We start from the raw sequence: 19,235 nt of genomic DNA, 5'->3' as shown, positions 1-19,235 counted from the left end.
CGTGTCCGACCCGTATACCGATGCGATCGTAAGCGCCGTCCGCGGCATGAGCAAAGGTGCGCCCAAGTCCATGCTGAAGCGCGTCCTGCTCGAACTCGAGGACGCAGGCGTCGGCGACGACTACTCCGAGCAGGATCTCGTCGAGGCGATTACGTCGGCCGACGTCAACGATCCGGCGCGGTTTGAGTTCCACATTCAACTCTCGCATTGGGACGCCGCCTTCGCCCCGGCATGGGCTGTCGCGACAGCAGCGAACTCCCAGGAACGGCGGAATGCGATCCTCGCCTCTCTCGGATTCTCCGACGAGGTTCAGGAGAGGATCAATCGCGCCTTCCACGTGAATCTCTCCGGCGCCGTGGTGATCTCGGGTAAGCCAGCCGATTGGGATCCATGGTACGAGGAGCGCCCGGATCGGTCGTTCTACTGGGACGGCTACCGCGGCGTGCTGGAGTCGAAGGGCTGGGACGCCGACGCGATCAGCGAACTCAGCCGCGCTACCGACGAGGTCGTCAAGCGGCTCGCCAACCCGGTTCGTGACGATCCCTACCAGTCCAAGGGCCTCGTCGTCGGGCACGTGCAGTCTGGCAAGACCGCCAACTTCACCGGCACCATTGCGAAGGCGATCGACGCCGGATACAAGCTCGTCATCGTGCTCACCGGCACCATCGAACTGTTGCGCGGGCAAACCCAGCGCCGCCTCGACATGGAACTCATCGGGGAAGAGAACATCCTCGGCGGCGTGGACCGCAACAACCCCGAGCTGACCGCCACGGTCGACTACATCGGCGACGGTGACGTCGACTGGGCCGAGGGCAAGTTCGTCTCCTATGGCAAGGACCCCAAGGAGCTGGGGATGCCTGGCATCCGGCGGCTCACCGGGTCCAAGGACGACTACAAGCTTCTCAAGGCGGGCCTCGGCTACCTCGACTTCCGCCAGACCGACCACTTCATTGACCCGGCCAAGCCGCTGTATGACCCGCAGAACATCTATCGCCCCGACATCCGCATCGCGGTGGTGAAGAAGAATTCAGCGGTGCTGAAGAAGCTCGTGCACGACCTGCAGTCAGTCAAGACCGTTCTCGGCGAGATCCCCGCTCTCATCATCGATGACGAGGCTGACCAGGCCTCGATCAACACCACCAGGCCTGACAAGAACTCCGCCGAGGAGAAGGAGCGCACCGCGATCAACAGGCTGATCGCCCAGCTCCTGCGCGAACTCGGTCGCGCCCAGTACATCGGCTACACCGCCACGCCCTTCGCCAATGTGTTCGTCGACCCCGAGGATGCCGAGGACCTGTTTCCGAAAGACTTCATCGTCAGCCTCCGACCTCCGCCGGGATACATGGGCGGCGCGTCCTTCCACGACCTCGACAAGGACCTGTCCGGCGATGACGGCGACGATCCAGAGAAGGCCACCGTCGCTAATTCCAACGAGAAGGCGTACGTCCGCTCGCTTGTCGCCGGCCCCGATGACACCGATGCTCGTGATGCCGAAATTCTCGCTGCCTTGGACGCGTACGTCTTGGCCGGCGCTATCAAGCTGCACCGAGCCGCGACACTCGGCAAGCCGAAGCTATTCCGTCACCACACGATGCTCGTCCACGAGTCCGTCAAGACCGCCGACCACGCGCTCGTCGCCAACGATATCCGCCAGATCTGGAAGTCCGCGGGATACGACCTGCCCATGGGCCTCAAGCGGCTGCAGGATCTGTGGAACACCGACTTCCGACCGGTGACCGAGGCCCGTGCTCCCGAGGAGCCGGCCGTCGGGGCGTTCAAAGATTTGATTCCCCATATCGGCCATGCGGTCGACAGGATCCAGGGGGGCGTGAACCCGGTCGTCATTGTCAACGGTGTCGCTGAGAAGGACTACCTTCAGGACGACATCAACTTCCAGGCTGGCGCCGTCTGGAAGATCCTCGTCGGCGGAGCCAAACTTTCCCGCGGTTTCACCGTCGAAGGCCTAACCGTTTCCTACTACACACGACGGACTATCGCCGCGGACACACTCATGCAGATGGGTCGCTGGTTCGGCTACCGCCCGCACTATCGCGATCTGGTGCGCCTATACATCGGCCGTAACGTCCCGGGTCCCCGGAAGACGGTCATCGATCTATACAAGTCGTTCGAGGCGATCGTCCGCGACGAGGAAGACTTCCGCGAAGAGCTCCGTCGGTTCCAAGGCTTCGACGACGACGGCCGGCCGCTCGTGCGGCCCATGGACGTGCCCCCGCTCGTCTATCAGAGCCTGCCCTACCTCAAGCCGACCAGCGGCAACAAGATGTACAACGCCGAGCTCACCGAACAGGGCGAAGGCGGCAAGGTCGTCGACTTCAGCCAGCAGGGACCGCACGACGACCAGGTCAACGAACTCCATTTCGCCGCAGTGCAACCACTGCTCGATGCTGCAACTACCGAGGGCGACTTCTTCTACATCAATGAGGCCGGGAGCCCGCGACCGTGGAAGGCCCGCTACGGGATCGTCCCGGCTGAGGAAATGATCTCGGTGGTGGAGCAGTTCCGCTGGGGTAAGAACTTCAAGGTCGCCCCCTATCTCGCTTTCATGCGTAAGGCTATCGCCGAGGGCACCCTGAAGGACTGGGCGGTCATCGTCCCCGAGCCAGCCACTCTGCCGACCAGAACCGTCGGCGGGCGAGAGCTCACCATCATCCGCCGCTACCGCCGCCCCGACCGACCTGACCAGTTCTCCGGCTCATCGACCCGCCAACGCGAAGCTCTCCAGGCGGTCTCCAGCGGCATCGACTCCGACACGCTCGACCGCGACGGAAATGTTCGGCTGGCGCTCGACCTACCCGGGTACAAGCACATCAAGGACCTCAAGGTCGCGGGGCGCGGTGCCTTCCTTCTCACATTCGCCGGCGACAGCTCATCCGCAAAGTACCGCGCCAACGGCGTCACCGAACCGAAGAAACTCCCCGCTCTGACCCCACCCAAGGACATCGCCACGCTGTTCTCCTACGCCCTCCCGCTGCGTTCCGCTCCTGCTGGCCGAATCGCCTTCACCGTGCGGCGGACCGACCAGCCGAATGACGCGATCGTTGACGCGGACGGCGCGTCCTGACATGGTCCTCAGGTTCGGCATCCGAGGGTACGTTGTAGCGGTCTCAAAACCTGCGAGCATCGCCTTCTCATTCGGTTTCATGAGAGTCCGCACGTGGCGTTGACGCAAACGCAACAGAGCATCGAGTCGAAGTTCACTAGATCGGACGGATTCCTCCCCTACATCGAAGAGATCCGCTTCCCGATGTACAAGTCGCTCGAGGACGATCTGCGGCTTCCGCTGGATTGGCCGATCATCGCCTTGGTGGGGCCGAACGGCACCAACAAGTCGTCCGTGCTTCAGGCCATCTCCGCGGCGCCCGAAGGACGCAGCCTCGCGCAATTCTGGTTCTCAACCGAGGTCGACAACATCGACGGTGGGGTCAGGGGCAAGGGGGCCACTCATCGCTTCGTCTACAAGTACATGTTCGACCGTTCCGGCACGAGTGCAGAGTGTCGGAAGTACCGAGGCTCCAAGAAGTACCGCACCGCTGACGTCCCGAAGCCGCTTCAGGGTAAGCGTGACCCCGACTATTGGGAGCCGACCAAACGTGTCGCCGGTGACGATATGGCCGCGATCCCAACGCACGGATTCGACTCAATGCTGTCCAAGAATCGCGACCGCTGGAACCAGATCCAGAAGAACGTCGTCTACCTGGACTTTCGATCTGAACTCAGTGCCTTCGACAAGTACATCCACCACCAGTCGTTCAACTACTGGACTCCCGACGCAACTCAGAAACGCTACAAGGCGGTCCTCAGATCCAAGTGGATTGCTAAGGCCCTCGCTGGTGATGCCCTACCCCAGCATCAAGTCGGCAAACTCCTGGAGAAAGCCAGGAGCTTCTCGAAGCCCGAAGTGGAGGCAGTCGCGGAAATCCTAGGAAAGCCGATCGAGTCCATCGCGATCGTGGAACACCGGTTCTTCGGTCCTACCGGACACACGATTCGACTCCGACTGGCGACAACTGGAGCCACCTACTCCGAGGCGCATGCAGGTAGCGGCGAGTACGCCGTTGTTCGATTGGTCGATGCCATCCGCAACGCCCCCAAACGCTCGCTCATCCTGCTCGACGAACCCGAGGTTTCTCTCCATCCCGGTGCTCAAGCAGAGCTTCTCCGCTTCATCGAGCGGGAAGTGCTCAAACACGGGCACCAGGTCGTCATTTCAACTCACTCCCCGAGCCTGGCCGCGGGACTTCCACCACAAGCGATCAAGGTGCTGGGCTTCGATACCAGTCGGCAGCGGGTGGTGCTCGTCGCCGACGGATGCTCGCCGACCGAGGCGTTCGCGCACCTCGGCCACACCACTTCGGGCGCGATACGACCCCGGCTGATCGTCGAAGACGATCTCGCCGCCGAGATGGTCCGTGCAAGCCTGAGGCGTCACGGATCAACGCGACTCGACACGCTGGAGGTCGTGCCGTTCCCAGGCGGGGCGAACGGCATCGCCAAGAACGTCCTACCGACGCTCGCTCTGACCGGCGTTGACAAGGCGGCCATCCTGCTCGATGGCGACCAGCAACCCGCTACAGCAACCGAAACTCGGGCGGTCGAGTCCGAAGCGGGCGCTGCCAAGGCCGCCTGCGACCTGGCTGCACTGAAAGCAATCTGGCACGACCAGTTCCACCAGACGCTGCCGCACCTGCACTCGAACACCGACGGCGGCACCGACGTGACGACGATGCACAGCTGCGTCGTTTGGGCGCGCGAGCACATGGGCTATCTCCCAGGCTGCACTCCTGAGGAGGCCATCGCCACAGCCGCCGACGCGGAGGCTCTGCCGCCGGTCGGTGGCTGGAAGGACTACTGGATCGACAAGGTCCGAGAAGAACTCCATCTGACGGCGAATGAGGAGGTGAACGCCAACCAGATACTCCAAAGCCAAGTCACTGCGCTGGCGCGCCTACCTGCCCACTCGACCCTTCTGAAAGAGATCTATGAAACGGTCGACCGCATACTTGAATGGTAACGGCTTTCAACCTGCGTGATCAGCGACTCTGGGACCTTCTCTGGCCGCAAGAGCCTAGCTCTTCACATCCATAAGCCCAGCAAGTTGCGAACGCTCGATCGATGACACGGCCAAAGCCCATTGGAGAATGGCGACCCGCCAGTGACAGGAGCAAGATGTTGGTCATCGTCAGATCCGATCGATCCACGTGTCTTCGTCACGTTGATCCCAGGCAGAACCGGTCGGGGTCGCATCCGTCGCCCTTCTGGCGTGAAGCACCTCGAGGACGGGGCGGACGTCGGCAAAGTGAAGCTCGCGAAGCGCGGCGACAGGTCGGCCGACGAGTTCCTCAATGAGTGCCTGACGCTCACCCATCTCGGTCACGCCGGTGGCGTCAAGAGCGTTCCGAAGCTGGTCAATCTGCCAGGGCTGAGCGGGAGATGGAACCGCCTCTGGCGACGGCTCCGGCTCCTCTTGGCCAAGGCCGAACAGCGCATCCTCTTGGTTCATCCCACGATAGTAGCCACCGGCCCGATGATGACCGCCACCGCGGAAAGGCGTGTAGAGGATGCTCATCAGCGTTTCGCTTGGCCGAAGTCGGACTGGGCTCACGTGCGGTGACTCCGGTTCACCATCGGTGTGTCTTCGTCGACTGTCACGCGGGGCGGCGGTCCAGCGCCAGCGCGTCCGGGCGGCTACCCGGGTCCATCGACTCGCGAACGCTGATTGCAACCGCTGGCCCACCACAGCCGTGATGGGCCAGCTACGGACCCTTGGGATCAGGCATCTAAAATCGCGATCAGATCCGCCGCTCGTGCGGCGGCCTCATCGATTTGTGTCTGGTCAGCCAGACAGACACGCAGGCAGGACGCGGCGACGATTGCCTCGATGGCCGGCGTGATCCGGTGCCCGTGAGAGCGCATGCCAATGACGACCTCGACCAGCTGGAGGAGCAGCGTGCCCAGGAGGTCGCAGTCGGGAGTCATCGCTGCTGCACGGTCGGCCACGATCTGTGTTCCCAGCCGCGCGTACGCATCTCGGAGCTCGTTACGTGCGGAGCCGAACGGTTCGAAGACATCCTTACGCTGCACCTCCGGAAGGCGGCTCAGCACGCCTGCGTTGCGCGGCGCCGCAGCGAGCGTACGCACGTCCAGCACGACCAACACGTGCAACAGCACGTCCGGCCCCGCGCCGGCCTCACCAGCCAGTGCCTCGATTTTCTCGATCCTGTCGAGCGTGGGCCGGACTGATCGCTGGAGCAGCTCGCCCAAGATCTCTTCCTTGTTGGCGAAGTGGAAGTAGAGCGACGCTTGCCGGATCCCCACCGCCTCCGCGATGTCTCTGGTCGAGGTCGCGGCGAATCCCCGATCGACGAACAGGCCCGCTGCGATGTCAAGAATCTCCTCACGTGGCTCGATCCGCGGCGGTCGCCCGCCCGCAACCGGAGACAACACACGAGGGCGTCCTACTCGCCGAGCGACCATCTCTCCGCGCCGGATGCTTGCTCCCTCGGCGCCCCTCACTCCGGATCACCCAGCACGGCGTGGCGATTGGTCATGTCTTCACGCTAAGCGCAACTTTGTCTCGTGCTAGTCTCACTTAGTCTCATATCGGTCCTGTTCTGGTCTCATGGAGTCTCATCATGCCCACGAAGGCGGCTCACCCCACGCAGATTGATCATCCGACGACAGTGCTCAAGGCGCTGCTGGAGCGGACTCATAGCGCGCAGTACGCGGTCTTCGTACGCGACTACAACCGCCACGCTCGGACCGCCTCTCCGGAGATGAAGGCGCCCAGCCGTGCGACGTTCTACCGCTGGCTCAACGGTGACCTTGGCACTCGTCCCCATCCCGGCCACCGCAGGGTTTTGGCCAGCATGTTCCCCGGTTGGGAGGTCGCCGAGCTCACCCAGACCTGGGAGCCGGGGATGCCTTTGGTGCGTGAGCGCAGCGACCGCCCGACCCCGGCGACCGTGGGAGACCTGGCTGGAGTTACCCATGTCTTCCAGAACCGGCCTGCGTTCCTTCGTGAGTTCTCCACGAGCCGCCTCTTCGACGCAGCCACAGAGGTCGACGGGTTGGGGTTGTCCCACAACCTGCTGTGCCAGCAATACTCCGACGGCGATCTTGCTGACCTGCTCGGACGTGCCCGCGTACGTCTGTTGTTCCTGGATCCCGACGGTGAGGCGATCCGGGTCCGCAACACCGAGGAGGGCCATGCCGAGGGACACCTCTCCGAGTGGACTCGGGTGAACCTCCAGGTCATCGCCAAGCACCGAGCAAGCCTGTCTTCCGACGCCGCAGATCGCGTCCAGGTGCGGCTCTATGACGAGACCATCCGCTTCCAGGTGATGCTCATCGACGGCAACCTGGGGATCGTGCAGCCCTACCTGCCTCGTGGTCGCGGGCTCGACAGCCCGACCTTCGTGATGCAGCACCTGATCGGCGCACCGTCGCTCTACTCCACCTACCGCCAGATCTTCGACGACATCTGGGCACGAGGAAGCGAGGTCACCGCGTGATGTCTGACCTGGACAAATACCTCACCGCCGCACACGAAGCAGTCGACCTGGCCGACGGGATCCTGCGGGCTAACCGGGATCACGCAGTCGCGTTCAAGGGCGACCGCGACCCTGTGACCGAAACCGACCTGGCCATCGAGCGGACCATGCGCGACAGTCTTCACCGCGCTACCCCGCAGGCTGGGTTCCTAGGCGAGGAGACCGGTGGCAGCACCGACGGGCTCGCCTGGGTCCTCGACCCGATCGATGGCACCGCCAACTTCACCCACGGCGTCCCACTGACCGCAGTCAGCCTCGCTCTCCTCGACCATGGCGAACCGGTCATCGGTCTCATCGCGGTCCAAGCCGAAGGCGTTCGGTATGCCGCCGTGCGTGGCCAAGGCGCAACTCGCGGCGGAGACCCCATCAGGGCGAGCGACTGCAACCAGCTTCGATCGGCGATGATCGCGATGGGCGATTACGCCACCGGCCCCGAAGCCAAGGCGCGTAACGAGATCCGCCTTCGTATCACGGCCGTTCTCGCTGCCCGCGCTCAACGCGTACGCATGCTCGGCAGCGCCGCCATCGATCTCGCCTGGGTCGCCGCCGGCAAGCTCGACGCCTCGGTGATGCTCTCCAACAAACCCTGGGATACCGCCGCCGGCGTACTCATCGCACGCGAGGCCGGCGCAAGAGTCACCGACCTCGACGGCCACGACCACGAACTGACCTCGACCGCGACGATCGCGGCAACGCCAGGGGTCGATGACGAACTACTCGACGCGTTGAGCCAAGACGACCGCGCCTGACTACGCAGCCTGACCCGAACCCCCACCGCCAAGGAGCATCCGTGGAACCCATCCCCATGACCCCGATCGCCCAAGTCGTCGGCGGCCGGACCGAGCCCACCGACGACTACTGGGGCGGCACCCAAGCGATCATTCGTCTCGACCCCGACCTGTACCCGGTCGAGGCGACCCAGGGCCTGGAGGAGTTCTCCCACCTCGAGGTCGTCTTCTTCTTCCACCTCACCGACCAGAGCGACCTCAACCTCGGCCTGCGGCGTGCTCGTGAGAACCCAGCCTGGCCCGAGGTCGGCAACATCGGCCACCGCAACATGCGCCGCCGCAACTGGCTCGGCATCTCTCGGTGCAAGCTGATCAAGATCGATGGCCTCGACCTCCACGTCTTAGACCTCGACGCCGTCGACGGCTCCCCCGTCCTCGACGTCAAGCCCTGGTTCGCCGAGTTCGGCCCCCGCGGCGAGACTCACCAGCCGGCCTGGGTCACCGAGATGCTCGGCGACTACTTCGCCCCGTCGACTGAGGCCTAGCAGCGCAATACCTGAGCCCGCAGAAGCGAGGCCACCGCGTGATGTCGGATCTGGACAAGTACCTCACCGCAGCGCACGAGGCCGTCGAGCTGGCCATCGAACTGACCATGCGCGACAGTCTCCGTCGCGCTACCCCGCAGGCTGGGTTCCTAGGCGAGGAGACCGGTGTCAGCACCGACGGGCTCGCCTGGGTGCTCGACCCGATCGATGGCACCGAGCAAGTCATGAACCGGGTGGCGAGCCTTTCGGATGTCGCCGCCAGCCTTCCGACGGCCACGGTGGAGAATGCCGAGCGTACGATCCGCGGCTCTCTGGAGCGTAGTCCGTGGGCCAGCGACAAGGCCTACCAGACGAGGAGCCCGATTCCGACAGCCAGGAGCGTGATCGCCAGCACCGCGATGATGGCCATCTGCCGTTGACCGGCGTGCGTGTGCTTCAGGGCGATGGCGAGCGGACCGATGGGCTTGATGGGCATGCTGGCTCCTCTGTGCGGGTTGATGGATGGAACTGTGCGTAGTGCGCCGAGGGCCACACCCGATGGTGCGATGTCGGCCTCGGCCGCGCCTTCCAGGTCGGCAAGCCACTGTTCTCGATGGCGTGCACGGCTCTCGGCGTCGACGAGCAACGACGCCAGGACGATCACCAGTCGCCAGATGCGGTTCATGCCAGGCGACCATCCGTTCGCGGGGCAACGCGCCTGCTCGTTGCTCGCTGGGCGTCGCGTTCGGCGAGCAGCTCGACCGCGGCGCTCGCACCCTCGGAGGTGAACTTGTAGAGGCGTCGCCGAGGTCCTGGCCGCGCGTCGTCGCGCTCCCACTCGGAAGTGATCCACCCGGCACGTTCGAGGCGTTCCAGCACCGGATACACGGTGCCGGGAGCTCGGCCCGACATCTTGATCACCTGCAGACCCCAGACATTGCGGCCACCGGCGCGCAAGGCTCGAAGCACGTCGACAGTTGCGTCTGTGACCCGCGATAGTGGCTCCATGAGCCTTATTCTACCTATATCGAGATAGCCGCGCCAGCAGCACACTGAGAGCCGCCGATCACGCCTCCCGACGCCAGCGGTCGGGGGTGGTGCCGTAGCGGGCCTTGAAGCGGCGTACGAGGTAGCCGGGGTCGGTGAGGCCGGTGCGGGCGGAGATGACCGACAAGGGCAGGTCGGTTTCGCGGAGGAGGCGGCGGGCTTCGGTGAGGCGGCGCTCGGTGAGCCATTCGAGGAGGGTGCGGCCGGTGCGTTGGCGGATGACGGTGGTGAGGTGGCCGGGGGTGTAGCCCAAGGAACGGGCCAGGTCGCCGGCGGAGACCTTGGTGGCGTACGTCCGCTCGATCTCGTCGAAGACCCGTGTGACCAGGGGGTCGGGGGCGATGGGAGCGCTCGGAGCCAGGCGGGCGGAGGCGACCAGGAGGTTGGTGAGGGTCGCGGTGATGGCGTCGCGGGCGCCGAGGCGGCCGGGGTCGCCCAGCTCCTCGGTGAGCTCGGCCAGCCAGGCCTGCCAGCGCGGGCGCTCGGCCTCCGGGACCACAGCGCGGCGGCCACCGGCGGCGAAGAGGGCCAGCAGCGGGTGGTGGGCCCAGGTGAGCGGGGAGATCGAGGCGAGGGACGGGATGGCGTCGGGGGTGAACGCCACCGACCACGCCCGCGCGTGGGTGAGCTCGGCGATCGACTCGGCGGCCACGACCTCGCCGGGAGCCACCGCGTGGACCTCGCCGTCGCGCAGCGCCACCTGCTCGCCGTCGAGGTCGACGGTGCCTCCGCCGCGTTCGACGTAGGCCAGGATCCAGAAGTCGTGGGCGTGCCGGTTGTCGGGAGGCAGGTGCTGGCTGTCGCAGTCGGGGTCGTGGGGTACGACCCGGACGGGAGGCACGCCGGGGCTCGGCTCCCAGCGGTAGATCGGGGCGCCGTCGGCCCGAACCGCACGCACGGAACGCACCCGGGTCGGAGCCGAATCCGAAGAACGTCCCATGGTGACCGACTTCCCTCCCACCGATGATCCGCAGAATGTCCCATTGTAGAGACATGACCACCATACAGATCATCGACGGCCGCACCGAGAGCGATCACAACCGTGAATTCCTCCCCGGCATGGGCCGCACCTGGCTCCTCCCCCTCTACGACCTCTTCACCCGGTTCGCCCGCGTGCGCCCGCTCCACGAGCGGACGGTCGAGCTCGCCGGCATCTCGGCTGGACAAGCGGTGCTCGACGTCGGCTGCGGCACCGGCAACCTCGCCTTCACCGTGCTTCGCGCCGTCCCGGACGCCGTCGTCACCGGGCACGACCCCGACGCGGGCGCGCTGCGGATGGCCGCTCGGAAGGCGGGTCGGCGGGGCGTACGTCTCTCGCTGGTGCAGGGGTACGCCGACCGGCTGCTCCCCGAGGACGGCAGCGTCGACCACATCGTCTCCTCGCTCGCGCTGCACCACGTCGACGACGCCGGGCGGCAGGGGTTCGGGCGCGAGGCGCGTCGGATTCTCAAGCCCGGCGGGCGCGTGACCATCGTCGACTTCGGGGCGCCGGATCATGGGCCGGGTCACGAGCACGAGCACGGCCACCGGCACGGGAGGTCTCGACAGGCTCGACCACCGGTGGCGGGGATCGTCGACCTGCTGACCGAGGCCGGGTTCACCGACGCCCGCGAGGTCGACCACATCGAGCACCGGTTCGGGCCGATCACGATCGTCCAGGCGACGCGCTGACGACCTCGGAGGTTAGACCCGGGCCCCCTGGACGGGCAGTCTTGCCCCATGTACTTCCTCGGAGTCGACCTCGCCTGGGGCGTGCGCAGGCCCACCGGCCTGGCCGTCCTGGATGAGGACGGCCGCCTCGTGCACGTCGCTGCCGTCAAGACCGACGACGAGATCGTCGCCGCCCTGGAGCCCTACGTCGACAACGACTGTCTCGTCGCGATCGATGCTCCGCTGATCGTCACCAACCCCAGCGGAAACCGACCGGCCGAGGCCGCGCTCAACAAGGACTTCGCCCGCTTCGACGCCGGGGCGCACCCCTCCAACACCAGCAAGCCGGAGTTCAGCGAGCATCCCCGAGGCGCCCGGATCGCGGCTCGGCTCGGCCTCGACATGAACCCCCGGTCCAACCGGCGGCGCCGAGCGATCGAGGTCTACCCCCACCCCGCGACGGTGGCCCTCTTCCGCCTGGGCCGGACGCTGAAGTACAAGCACAAGTCAGGCCGTGACGTCGACCAGCTCCGCGCCGAGCTGCTGATGCTGCTCGGCCTGCTCGAGGGCCTCACGAGCGCCGACCCGCCGCTGCTGCTCGACAACCCGTCGTGGCACGCCCTGCGTACGGCCGCCGAGAGCGCCGTACGCAAGAGCGAGCTGCGCGTGGTCGAGGACCAGGTCGACGCGGTGCTGTGCGCCTACATCGCCCTGTTCGCGACCCGCGCGCCGGACCGGACCACCACCTACGGAGACTTCGCCACCGGCTACATCGTCACTCCGACACTGCCCGACGACCTCCGTCCGACACCCCGCGGACGAGGCGGGGCGAGGATCCACGACACCGCGGCCGCGGTCCGTGAGTACGCCGCGATGCAGCCCACGCTGCAAGAGGCAGCCGAGCAGTACGTACAGCTGGTGACCTCGCTCCTCGACGACGCGGGCATCAACTACCTCACTGTGACCTCTCGCGCGAAGTCGGTCGCGTCGTTCGCGGCCAAGGCGGCTCGTACTGTCGACGGACGGCAGGTCTTCACCGACCCGCTCCGCCAGATCACCGACCAGATCGGGCTGCGGGTGATCACCTACGTCCACAGCGACGTCCAGGCCGTCGTCGACCTCCTCGGCGACCAGGTGATGGTCCACGACGACCGTGACATGGGCGAGGAGACCGCGAGCGAGGGCCGGTTCGGATACGCCAGCCGCCATCTGCTCGTCAGCCTCGACCCCGCGCGCGAGGGGCAGGCGGCGTACGAGCTGCTCCGTGGCCGCCAGGCGCAGATCCAGATCCGCACCGTGCTGCAGCACGCGTGGGCCGAGTTCGAGCACGACATCCGCTACAAGGGCACCATCCCCAGCGAGCACGTCCCCGACTTCGACCGGCGGTTCACGCTCGCTGCCGGTCTGCTCGAGCTCGCCGACCGTGAGTTCTCCACGATCAGGGACCGGCTCCGGGAAGGCGTGACCGCCGCCAGGACCGAGGCTCTCGACGACGACCCGCGGATCAGCCCCCGTGAGCTGGCGGCGTTCCTGGCCGGGCAGTACGCCGACGCCGGCTGGTCGCGGACCGACCACTACGGGTGGATCTCCGGGGTCATCCTCGAGCTCGGCATCGCCTCGCTGACCGAGCTCGGCGAGGCGCTGCGCTCGGTCGACGAGGAGACCCTCATGGTGCGGATGGACTACCGCTATCCGCCGGGTGCGGTGCGGCGGCTCGATGACGCGCTGCTCTGGGTCTACGGCGACGCGTACGTGGATCTGCGCGCCAATGCCCACCGGAAGCCCGGTCTGCGGGCCAGGCTCGCCAAGATGCGCGACTCCGACTGAGTCGTCTCCTCTCGCGCGGCATCAAATCCGATCGGGGCTCGGGAACGAACCCCCGCCATGAGACGACTGAATCGCCGTACCATCGCCCATGCCGCCGCCGGCGTGCTCGCCGGGGTGGTCGGCATGTCCGTCGCGCACCTCACGGCGGCCCTGCTGACCCCGGCTTCCTCTCCAGCGCTCGCGGTCGGCACCGCGGTCATCAACGCCACCCCCACTCCCGTCAAGGAGTGGGCGGTTCGCGAGCTCGGCTATGCCGACAAGCCGATCCTGATCGGCAGCGTGCTGCTGGGCACGATCGCCTTCGCCGCCGCGATCGGCGTCGTCGCCCGAAGACGCCTCCGACTGGGCGCCGTGCTCCTCGCCGGCCTGGTGCTGCTCCCCGCGGCCGCGGTGGTCCTGCAGCCGCTCTTCAAGATCAGCTACCTGATCCCCACCCTCGTGGCGCTCGTCCTCGGGCCCACCGTGCTGGTGTTCCTGACCCGCGCACTGAACGCCAGCGAGACTTCCGGGCACACGCCTGAGCACACGCCCGAGCACACGCCCGAGCAGCCGACCGTGCACCCCTCGGACGGCGACAGCGAGCGGCTGTCCAGCCGCCGCAACGTCCTCGTCGGGTTCGGGGCCCTGACGCTCCTCTCCGCCGCGGCCGCGGTCGGCGGGGAGCTGGTCGTGCGCAGCCGCACCGCGATCGCGAACCTCAAGCTCCCCCGGGTCGGCAAGCCCTTGCCGGCGCTGCCGGCCGGCCTGGAGGGGAAGTACGACGGGATCTCCTCGTTCCGCACCCCCAACCGGGACTTCTACCGGGTCGACACCAAGCTGGCCGTCCCGATCGTCGACCAGGACAGCTGGACGCTCACCATCGACGGAGACGTCGAGCGAGAGCTCACCTTCAGCTACGACGATCTGCGGGAGCGGGAGAACGTCGAGCACGACATCACCCTGACCTGCGTCTCCAACGAGGTCGGCGGCAAGCTGGTCGGCGCCGCCCGCTGGACCGGCGTACCCCTCAAGGACCTGCTCGAGGAGGCCGGCGTCGGTGATCGGGCCGACCAGATCCTCTCGACCGACGTCGAGGGCTTCACGATCAGCACCCCGCTCGAGGCCGCCTTGGACGGGCGCAACGCGATGATCGCCATCGGCATGAACGGCGAGGTGCTCTCCCGCAGCCATGGCTTCCCGGCCCGACTGGTCGTCCCCGGCCTCTATGGGTACGTCGGTGCCACCAAGTGGGTCACCAAGCTGACCTTGACCCGGTACGACGCGGCGACCGCCTACTGGACCGACCGTGATTGGGCGACCGATGCCCCGATCAAGCTGTCCAGCCGGATCGACACGCCTCGGCCGCTGAGCAACATCCCCGAGGGACGCACCGTGATCGGTGGTGTCGCGTGGGCGCAGCAGCACGGGGTCGCGAAGGTCGAGGTGCGCGTCGATGGCGGACGCTGGCAGCAGGCCGAGCTCGGCCCGGACGCCGGGATCGACTACTGGCGCCAGTGGTATCTGCCGTGGGTGGCCGAGCCGGGCAGCCATCAGCTGGCCGTACGTGTCACAGACCGCGACGGCACCCTGCAGAGCACGGACCGGGCCACTCCTTTCCCCGACGGCTCCAGCGGCATCCAGGACATCGTCGTCACGGTCGGCTGAAAATCCGCAGAAAGAAATTCCACTTGAGGAAATCCGCTTGGGCGACCACGCCGAAGTACTCATGACAGCAAGAGAACATCCCTTGAAAGGCTCTCTCATGAAGCTCAACACCATCACGCGCACCGGCGGCGTCGCCGCCTCCCTGGCCCTCGTGCTGGGCCTCGGCCTTTCGGCCTGCGGCTCGGACGACAGCGGGTCCGACTCCAAGAGCGGCGGCTCCGGCAGCTCCGAGACCACGTCTGAGGAGACCGAGGCGACTGAGGCCGGCGCGCAGACCTTCGGCGAGGGCTGCAAGCTGATCCCCGCTGACGGCGAAGGCTCGTTCAACGGCATGGCGACCGCACCCGTCGCCTCGGCCGCCAGCGCCAACCCGCTGCTCACCACCCTGGTGACGGCCGTCGGCGAGGCCGAGCTGGTCGACACCCTCAACGGTGCGGACGCGCTCACCGTCTTCGCCCCGACCGACGACGCCTTCGCGAAGATCCCGAAGGCCGACCTCGACGCCGTGCTCGCTGACAAGGCCCTGCTGACCAAGGTCCTCACCCACCACGTCGTGGCGGGCCAGCTCAGCCCCGACGAGGTCGCGGGTGAGCACGAGACCCTGGCCGGCGACATGATCACCGTCGACGGCGCGGACGAGGAGTTCACCGTCGGCAAGGAGAACGCCAAGGTTCTCTGCGGCAACATCCCGACCGCCAACGCCACGGTGTACGTCGTCGACACCGTTCTGATGCCCTGATCCAGACATCCGACCGGATATCCGCGAGGATAGACACATGAGACCGCTCAGCTCAGTTCCCTCCGGCGATTCGTCGCCGGAGGGAACCGGGTCGCCCGGGCTTGCGGTGCTCCTGCGTCGCATCGCTCGTGGCGACGAAGCCGCCTTCGCGGCCCTTTACGACCAGACCGCCGCTCGAGTCCACGGGCTCGTGCTCAGAGTCGTGCGTGACCCGGCCCAGTCCGAGGAAGTCACCCAGGAGGCGTTCCTCCAGGTGTGGCGCCAAGCCAGCCGCTACGACGAGAGCCTCGGAAGTGCCCATTCGTGGCTGCTGACGCTGGCTCATCGTCGTGCGGTGGACCGGGTCAGGTCGGCGGAGTCCGCCGGCCGCAACGACACCGCCTACCACGGCACCACGCATGCTCCGGCGCACGACACCACTGCCGAAGCGGCGGAGAGCTCGCTGGAGGCTCGCCGAGTCCACGCAGCACTCGAGACATTGACAGCAGCTCAACGCGAGGCTTTGCAGCTCGCATACTTCGGCGGCTACACCCACACCGAGGTAGCCGCCATGCTCGACCTACCGGTCGGCACCGCAAAGACCCGTATCCGGGACGGGCTGATTCGTCTTCGCGACGCGATGGGAGTGAACCAATGACAGCGCAAGACATTCACGCCCTCTCCGGCGCGTACGCCGTGGACGCCGTCGATGACATCGAGCGCGCCCGTTTCGAGCAGCATCTCGCCGTCTGCGCGGACTGCCGCGCCGAGGTGACCAGCCTGCAGGAGAGTGCCGCACTGCTCGACGTGCTGACCGAAGTCGCTCCGCCACCGGAGATGCGCGATCGTCTGCTCGCCGGCATCAAGGAGATCCGCCCGCTACCGCCCGAGACGCCGACCAGCATCGAGGGTATCGGCGCTGCCCTTCAAGCCGAAGGCTCCGATCCCTCCAGCCCTTCGGGGTCAACCGGTCCTCGTCATCGAGGGTGGCGGCTGCTCGCGGCTGCTGCGGCAGTGCTTGCCATCGTCGGCACCGGCACGGTCGGCGTGGTCCAGCTGACTCGCGACGACTCGACCCAGACCGTCTCGACGGCCGAGCGGGTGCTGAGCGCCGAGGACGCCAAGACGGTCTCCGTCAAGCTGCCCCGCGGCGCCAGCGCCCGGATCGTACGCTCGGTCTCGGAGGGCAAGGCGGTGCTGGTCACCTCCGACATGCCGCCCGCGCCCGACGGCAAGGTCTACGAGCTCTGGCTCCAGCACGACGAGGTCATGGTCCCGGCCGGCCTGATGCCCGACGAAACCGACCAGACGATCGTCCTCGAGGGTGACGCCGCGGATGCCAGTGCCGCCGGGATCACCGTCGAGCCGGACGGAGGCTCGAAGGAGCCGACCTCGGCGCCGATCGCGTTGTTCGACTTCTCGCGGGCGACCTGACCTCGCCGTCAGGAAGTCCCGGGTCCCAGCAGACCGCCGGCTTGCCGGCGGTCTGCTTTCGGCTTTCTTAACTGGTTGGATGGACAGGTGGAAGCGATGCAGTGGCAGGAACGGATCACCGCCGAGCTCGTCGGCCTCGGGCAGCAGGAGTTCGTGATCATCAGCGAGCCCGAGCCCTCGACACCGGAGCCCACCGGCCTCCTGGCCCGGCTCAGGTCGAAGGCGTCCCGGTCCGCGCCGTCTCGCTGGGGCCAGGTGCTGTGCGTGGATGAGGTGCTCTACGCCGAGCTCGCAGGTACGCAGCACATCGGTGGCGCCTGGCAAGCCCCCGTCGAGCAGCACGAGGCACTTCGCGCAGCCGGCTGGCTGACCCCCGACGAGACCGACCCGATCGCCCTGGCTCCGGCCGTGCCGCACTACTGGCGCACCGTGCCCCGGGCCGAGTCGTCGCTCGTCGCCGGGCTCCTCGTCGACGCCTTCCGCATCCTCGGCGCCGACTTCTCGACCCTCACCCTCAAGCGGGATCAGTAGCCAACGACTTGCTCGCGCTGCAGAACAGATGCTGCGCATCGTGACCGGCGTTGCCGTGCGCGAAAGTCAGATCCCCGCCGGTCTCTTCGAGCCTCATTGCGGGCGGGATCGGCGAGGCGACCACACCAACACAGAAACGTACTGCCACTGGCTCCTTGGGAAGCGTGATCTTCCCGTGCCCGAGATCGTCACCGAAGGGTTGGTTGCGGGTCGCGGGGAGGTCGACGCTGGTCTCGACCGTCAACGTATTGCCCGGGGCCAACAGCTGACCGCCACCCGAGGGCGCGACGGCCAGGTTGACGCCTGGCGGCCAGGGGAACACCCGATGGGAGAGCTCGATTCGGGGCGAGTAGTTGATCCGCTCGCCGCTGGGCTCGGCGGCGCTGGTCGTAGGAGTCGGCGGTCTTCCCCTCCCAGTCGGCCGCTCGGACCCGACGCGATCCGGTGTCGACCGCTTCGATCGAGTCAGTGAGAGCGGTGCCCGGGATGTCCAGCTCCGCCACGTTGTCGGTGAATCCGTCTCGTGCGGTGTCTGCTGCTGTGCGCAGGTCATCGGCGAGCGTGGTGAGCGACTCGGGAATGCTGATGGTCATACGGTGTCCCCCGATTCAGCCTGAAGTGATCCCGACCAGGTCCTTCCCCGATTCGACCGCCCTCAAACAAACCCGCGCAAAATTTTGCTTGCCCGGGCGCAGGGCTCAGTAGGCGCCGAGCTGCTGGCAGAGCATGCGGTAGAAGGCGGTGTTGGTCATCGGGGTGAGCTTGTCGTTCAGTGCGAGATGGACACCGTTGGCGCCGTTGATGCCGGCCAGCTGCCACGAGTCGACCGTGATCGACCAGGCGGTGCGGGCGCTGACCTCGTAGAGGGCCGCGTCGCGGACGTCCTGGTCCTCGCCCAGCAGCTCGGCCATCCGGGCGGTCGGGAAGGGGCGCACCGATCCGGCGGCGCCCTTGACCGGGCGGATCTTGAGAGTGCGGATCAGGCTCGGGACGAGGTGGCCGCGTGGGAGGTCGAGGGGCTGCGTACGGGTGCCGTCGACACCCAGCTGGAGGTGGACGCCCACGGGATCGACGATGGCGCGGTGCTCCAGCCGGCCGCCCGGGCCGGCGAGGACCCAGGCGACCTCCACCGCGTTCATACCGGGCTCCAGGTCGCGGCGGTGGCGTCGATCTGGGCGGCCCAGGTCGCGTACTCGCTGGTCGGGACCGTGGCGGTCAGGGTGTGGCCGACACCGTCGATCGCCACGAACCACTGCTCCATGGTCAGCGCGGACTCGCCCGGCCCGTCGTACATCGCGAGCCGCCGCCCCGCCTCCTGACCGGCGATCGTGAGGCGCTCCAGATCGATCGGCGTGTAGCCCGGCATCATCTCGGCGAACGCCATCTCCGAGCCGACCTGCCAGTCACGAAACCCCAGGTCACCGTTGGTCTGGGCGGTCACCGTGATGTTGGCGCGGAAGGTGCCCTCGGTCGGCGCGAGCGCCAGGAAACGTACGCCCTCGGGCGGGTCGACGCTCTCCCAACCGTCCGGGAGCGTCATGGTCGTCTGGTTGTCGGACAC

General features: G+C 66.9%; 21 protein-coding genes. 13 read left to right on the top strand and 8 right to left on the bottom strand.

The genetic code is table 11. The annotated features are described in order from the left end of the window. The first annotated feature begins 1 nt into the window (after nucleotide 1). Together ABZZ22_RS01570 and ABZZ22_RS01565 are read left to right on the top strand one after the other, a co-directional pair. Entirely contained in the window at nucleotides 2–3,082 is a 3,081-nt protein-coding gene (locus tag ABZZ22_RS01570) for a Z1 domain-containing protein (protein ID WP_354926123.1), read from the top strand. A gap of 93 nt (nucleotides 3,083–3,175) precedes the next feature. Next, nucleotides 3,176–5,032, top strand: coding sequence for an AAA family ATPase (locus ABZZ22_RS01565; protein ID WP_354926121.1), 1,857 nt, complete (start codon nucleotides 3,176–3,178; stop codon nucleotides 5,030–5,032). Nucleotides 5,033–5,200: 168 nt separating this feature from the next. On the opposite strand, the gene ABZZ22_RS01560 is transcribed toward ABZZ22_RS01565, so the two are convergent. Next, entirely contained in the window at nucleotides 5,201–5,587 is a 387-nt protein-coding gene (locus ABZZ22_RS01560) for a hypothetical protein (protein ID WP_354926119.1), read from the bottom strand. Nucleotides 5,588–5,790: 203 nt separating this feature from the next. Then, nucleotides 5,791–6,465 (bottom strand): helix-turn-helix domain-containing protein, encoded by a 675-nt coding sequence (locus tag ABZZ22_RS01555; protein ID WP_354926117.1) that lies wholly within the window; start codon nucleotides 6,463–6,465, stop codon nucleotides 5,791–5,793. A 188-nt stretch (nucleotides 6,466–6,653) separates the two neighbouring features. Here ABZZ22_RS01555 and ABZZ22_RS01550 point away from each other — a divergent pair, with 188 nt between their 5' ends. Genes ABZZ22_RS01550 through ABZZ22_RS01535 form a run of 4 tightly spaced genes read left to right on the top strand, consistent with a single transcriptional unit; the run spans nucleotide 6,654 to nucleotide 9,263 of the window. Continuing rightward, nucleotides 6,654–7,532 (top strand): DUF5919 domain-containing protein, encoded by an 879-nt coding sequence (locus tag ABZZ22_RS01550; RefSeq protein WP_354926115.1) that lies wholly within the window; start codon nucleotides 6,654–6,656, stop codon nucleotides 7,530–7,532. Next, nucleotides 7,532–8,320 (top strand): inositol monophosphatase family protein, encoded by a 789-nt coding sequence (locus tag ABZZ22_RS01545; protein ID WP_354926114.1) that lies wholly within the window; start codon nucleotides 7,532–7,534, stop codon nucleotides 8,318–8,320. The genes ABZZ22_RS01550 and ABZZ22_RS01545 overlap by 1 nt, the downstream gene beginning before the upstream one ends. 41 nt (nucleotides 8,321–8,361) lie before the next feature. After that, nucleotides 8,362–8,844, top strand: a complete 483-nt coding sequence (locus tag ABZZ22_RS01540) for a TrmO family methyltransferase (protein ID WP_354926112.1) — start codon at nucleotides 8,362–8,364, stop codon at nucleotides 8,842–8,844. A gap of 41 nt (nucleotides 8,845–8,885) precedes the next feature. Further along, complete coding sequence (locus ABZZ22_RS01535) at nucleotides 8,886–9,263, top strand: inositol monophosphatase family protein (RefSeq protein ID WP_354926110.1); 378 nt, start codon at nucleotides 8,886–8,888, stop codon at nucleotides 9,261–9,263. Here the strand turns inward: ABZZ22_RS01535 and ABZZ22_RS01530 are convergent. From ABZZ22_RS01530 to ABZZ22_RS01520, 3 genes are read right to left on the bottom strand one after another with little or no spacing between them, the layout of a single operon-like run. Next, a complete protein-coding gene (locus tag ABZZ22_RS01530) occupies nucleotides 9,188–9,508 on the bottom strand; it encodes a hypothetical protein (RefSeq protein WP_354926108.1) in 321 nt (106 codons plus the stop codon). The two genes, ABZZ22_RS01535 and ABZZ22_RS01530, sit on opposite strands and share 76 nt — an antisense overlap. Further along, nucleotides 9,505–9,831, bottom strand: a complete 327-nt coding sequence (locus ABZZ22_RS01525) for a PadR family transcriptional regulator (protein ID WP_354926106.1) — start codon at nucleotides 9,829–9,831, stop codon at nucleotides 9,505–9,507. The genes ABZZ22_RS01530 and ABZZ22_RS01525 overlap by 4 nt, the downstream gene beginning before the upstream one ends. A 58-nt stretch (nucleotides 9,832–9,889) precedes the next feature. After that, on the bottom strand, nucleotides 9,890–10,768 hold the full coding sequence (locus tag ABZZ22_RS01520; protein WP_354926104.1) for an AraC family transcriptional regulator: 879 nt from the start codon (nucleotides 10,766–10,768) through the stop codon (nucleotides 9,890–9,892). A gap of 95 nt (nucleotides 10,769–10,863) precedes the next feature. Here ABZZ22_RS01520 and ABZZ22_RS01515 point away from each other — a divergent pair, with 95 nt between their 5' ends. The 7 genes from ABZZ22_RS01515 to ABZZ22_RS01485 all read left to right on the top strand — a co-directional run bounded on the left by ABZZ22_RS01515 (nucleotide 10,864) and on the right by ABZZ22_RS01485 (nucleotide 17,674). Further along, the gene (locus ABZZ22_RS01515; RefSeq protein ID WP_354926102.1) at nucleotides 10,864–11,541 is read left to right on the top strand and encodes a class I SAM-dependent methyltransferase; all 678 of its coding nucleotides are present in this window, start codon (nucleotides 10,864–10,866) and stop codon (nucleotides 11,539–11,541) included. Nucleotides 11,542–11,589: 48 nt separating this feature from the next. Then, complete coding sequence (locus tag ABZZ22_RS01510) at nucleotides 11,590–13,347, top strand: DUF429 domain-containing protein (protein ID WP_354926100.1); 1,758 nt, start codon at nucleotides 11,590–11,592, stop codon at nucleotides 13,345–13,347. Nucleotides 13,348–13,404: 57 nt separating this feature from the next. Continuing rightward, nucleotides 13,405–14,991: a molybdopterin-dependent oxidoreductase gene (locus ABZZ22_RS01505; protein ID WP_354926098.1), complete on the top strand. Its 1,587-nt coding sequence runs from the start codon at nucleotides 13,405–13,407 to the stop codon at nucleotides 14,989–14,991. A 97-nt stretch (nucleotides 14,992–15,088) separates the two neighbouring features. Continuing rightward, a complete protein-coding gene (locus ABZZ22_RS01500; protein ID WP_354926096.1) occupies nucleotides 15,089–15,730 on the top strand; it encodes a fasciclin domain-containing protein in 642 nt (213 codons plus the stop codon). Nucleotides 15,731–15,767: 37 nt separating this feature from the next. Further along, a complete protein-coding gene (gene sigK / locus ABZZ22_RS01495) occupies nucleotides 15,768–16,367 on the top strand; it encodes an ECF RNA polymerase sigma factor SigK (protein ID WP_354926094.1) in 600 nt (199 codons plus the stop codon). Further along, entirely contained in the window at nucleotides 16,364–17,143 is a 780-nt protein-coding gene (locus ABZZ22_RS01490) for an anti-sigma factor (RefSeq protein ID WP_354926092.1), read from the top strand. The genes sigK and ABZZ22_RS01490 overlap by 4 nt, the downstream gene beginning before the upstream one ends. 96 nt (nucleotides 17,144–17,239) lie before the next feature. Then, nucleotides 17,240–17,674, top strand: a complete 435-nt coding sequence (locus ABZZ22_RS01485; RefSeq protein ID WP_354926090.1) for a hypothetical protein — start codon at nucleotides 17,240–17,242, stop codon at nucleotides 17,672–17,674. Here the strand turns inward: ABZZ22_RS01485 and ABZZ22_RS01480 are convergent. From ABZZ22_RS01480 to ABZZ22_RS01470, 3 genes are all read right to left on the bottom strand, one after another. Continuing rightward, a complete protein-coding gene (locus ABZZ22_RS01480; protein ID WP_354926088.1) occupies nucleotides 17,658–17,918 on the bottom strand; it encodes a hypothetical protein in 261 nt (86 codons plus the stop codon). The two genes, ABZZ22_RS01485 and ABZZ22_RS01480, sit on opposite strands and share 17 nt — an antisense overlap. Before the next feature lie 454 nt (nucleotides 17,919–18,372). Then, nucleotides 18,373–18,813 (bottom strand): hypothetical protein, encoded by a 441-nt coding sequence (locus ABZZ22_RS01475; protein ID WP_354926086.1) that lies wholly within the window; start codon nucleotides 18,811–18,813, stop codon nucleotides 18,373–18,375. Then, nucleotides 18,810–19,235 (bottom strand): hypothetical protein, encoded by a 426-nt coding sequence (locus tag ABZZ22_RS01470; protein ID WP_354926084.1) that lies wholly within the window; start codon nucleotides 19,233–19,235, stop codon nucleotides 18,810–18,812. The genes ABZZ22_RS01475 and ABZZ22_RS01470 overlap by 4 nt, the downstream gene beginning before the upstream one ends.

The sequence above is a fragment of the Nocardioides sp. NPDC006273 genome (assembly GCF_040613495.1).
GTDB lineage: Bacteria > Actinomycetota > Actinomycetes > Propionibacteriales > Nocardioidaceae > Nocardioides.
This window is presented reverse-complemented; position numbering and strand designations above follow the sequence as displayed.

What these genes read in the sequence shown, in the direction of transcription:
- ABZZ22_RS01560 (WP_354926119.1), bottom strand. Translation starts at nt 5,587, where the DNA reads ATGAGCATCCTCTACACGCCTTTCCGCGGTGGCGGTCATCATCGGGCC.
- ABZZ22_RS01550 (WP_354926115.1), top strand. Translation starts at nt 6,654, where the DNA reads ATGCCCACGAAGGCGGCTCACCCCACGCAGATTGATCATCCGACGACA.
- ABZZ22_RS01545 (WP_354926114.1), top strand. Translation starts at nt 7,532, where the DNA reads ATGTCTGACCTGGACAAATACCTCACCGCCGCACACGAAGCAGTCGAC.
- ABZZ22_RS01535 (WP_354926110.1), top strand. Translation starts at nt 8,886, where the DNA reads ATGTCGGATCTGGACAAGTACCTCACCGCAGCGCACGAGGCCGTCGAG.
- ABZZ22_RS01530 (WP_354926108.1), bottom strand. Translation starts at nt 9,508, where the DNA reads ATGAACCGCATCTGGCGACTGGTGATCGTCCTGGCGTCGTTGCTCGTC.
- ABZZ22_RS01525 (WP_354926106.1), bottom strand. Translation starts at nt 9,831, where the DNA reads ATGGAGCCACTATCGCGGGTCACAGACGCAACTGTCGACGTGCTTCGA.
- ABZZ22_RS01515 (WP_354926102.1), top strand. Translation starts at nt 10,864, where the DNA reads ATGACCACCATACAGATCATCGACGGCCGCACCGAGAGCGATCACAAC.
- ABZZ22_RS01510 (WP_354926100.1), top strand. Translation starts at nt 11,590, where the DNA reads ATGTACTTCCTCGGAGTCGACCTCGCCTGGGGCGTGCGCAGGCCCACC.
- ABZZ22_RS01505 (WP_354926098.1), top strand. Translation starts at nt 13,405, where the DNA reads ATGAGACGACTGAATCGCCGTACCATCGCCCATGCCGCCGCCGGCGTG.
- ABZZ22_RS01500 (WP_354926096.1), top strand. Translation starts at nt 15,089, where the DNA reads ATGAAGCTCAACACCATCACGCGCACCGGCGGCGTCGCCGCCTCCCTG.
- sigK (WP_354926094.1), top strand. Translation starts at nt 15,768, where the DNA reads ATGAGACCGCTCAGCTCAGTTCCCTCCGGCGATTCGTCGCCGGAGGGA.
- ABZZ22_RS01490 (WP_354926092.1), top strand. Translation starts at nt 16,364, where the DNA reads ATGACAGCGCAAGACATTCACGCCCTCTCCGGCGCGTACGCCGTGGAC.
- ABZZ22_RS01485 (WP_354926090.1), top strand. Translation starts at nt 17,240, where the DNA reads ATGCAGTGGCAGGAACGGATCACCGCCGAGCTCGTCGGCCTCGGGCAG.
- ABZZ22_RS01475 (WP_354926086.1), bottom strand. Translation starts at nt 18,813, where the DNA reads ATGAACGCGGTGGAGGTCGCCTGGGTCCTCGCCGGCCCGGGCGGCCGG.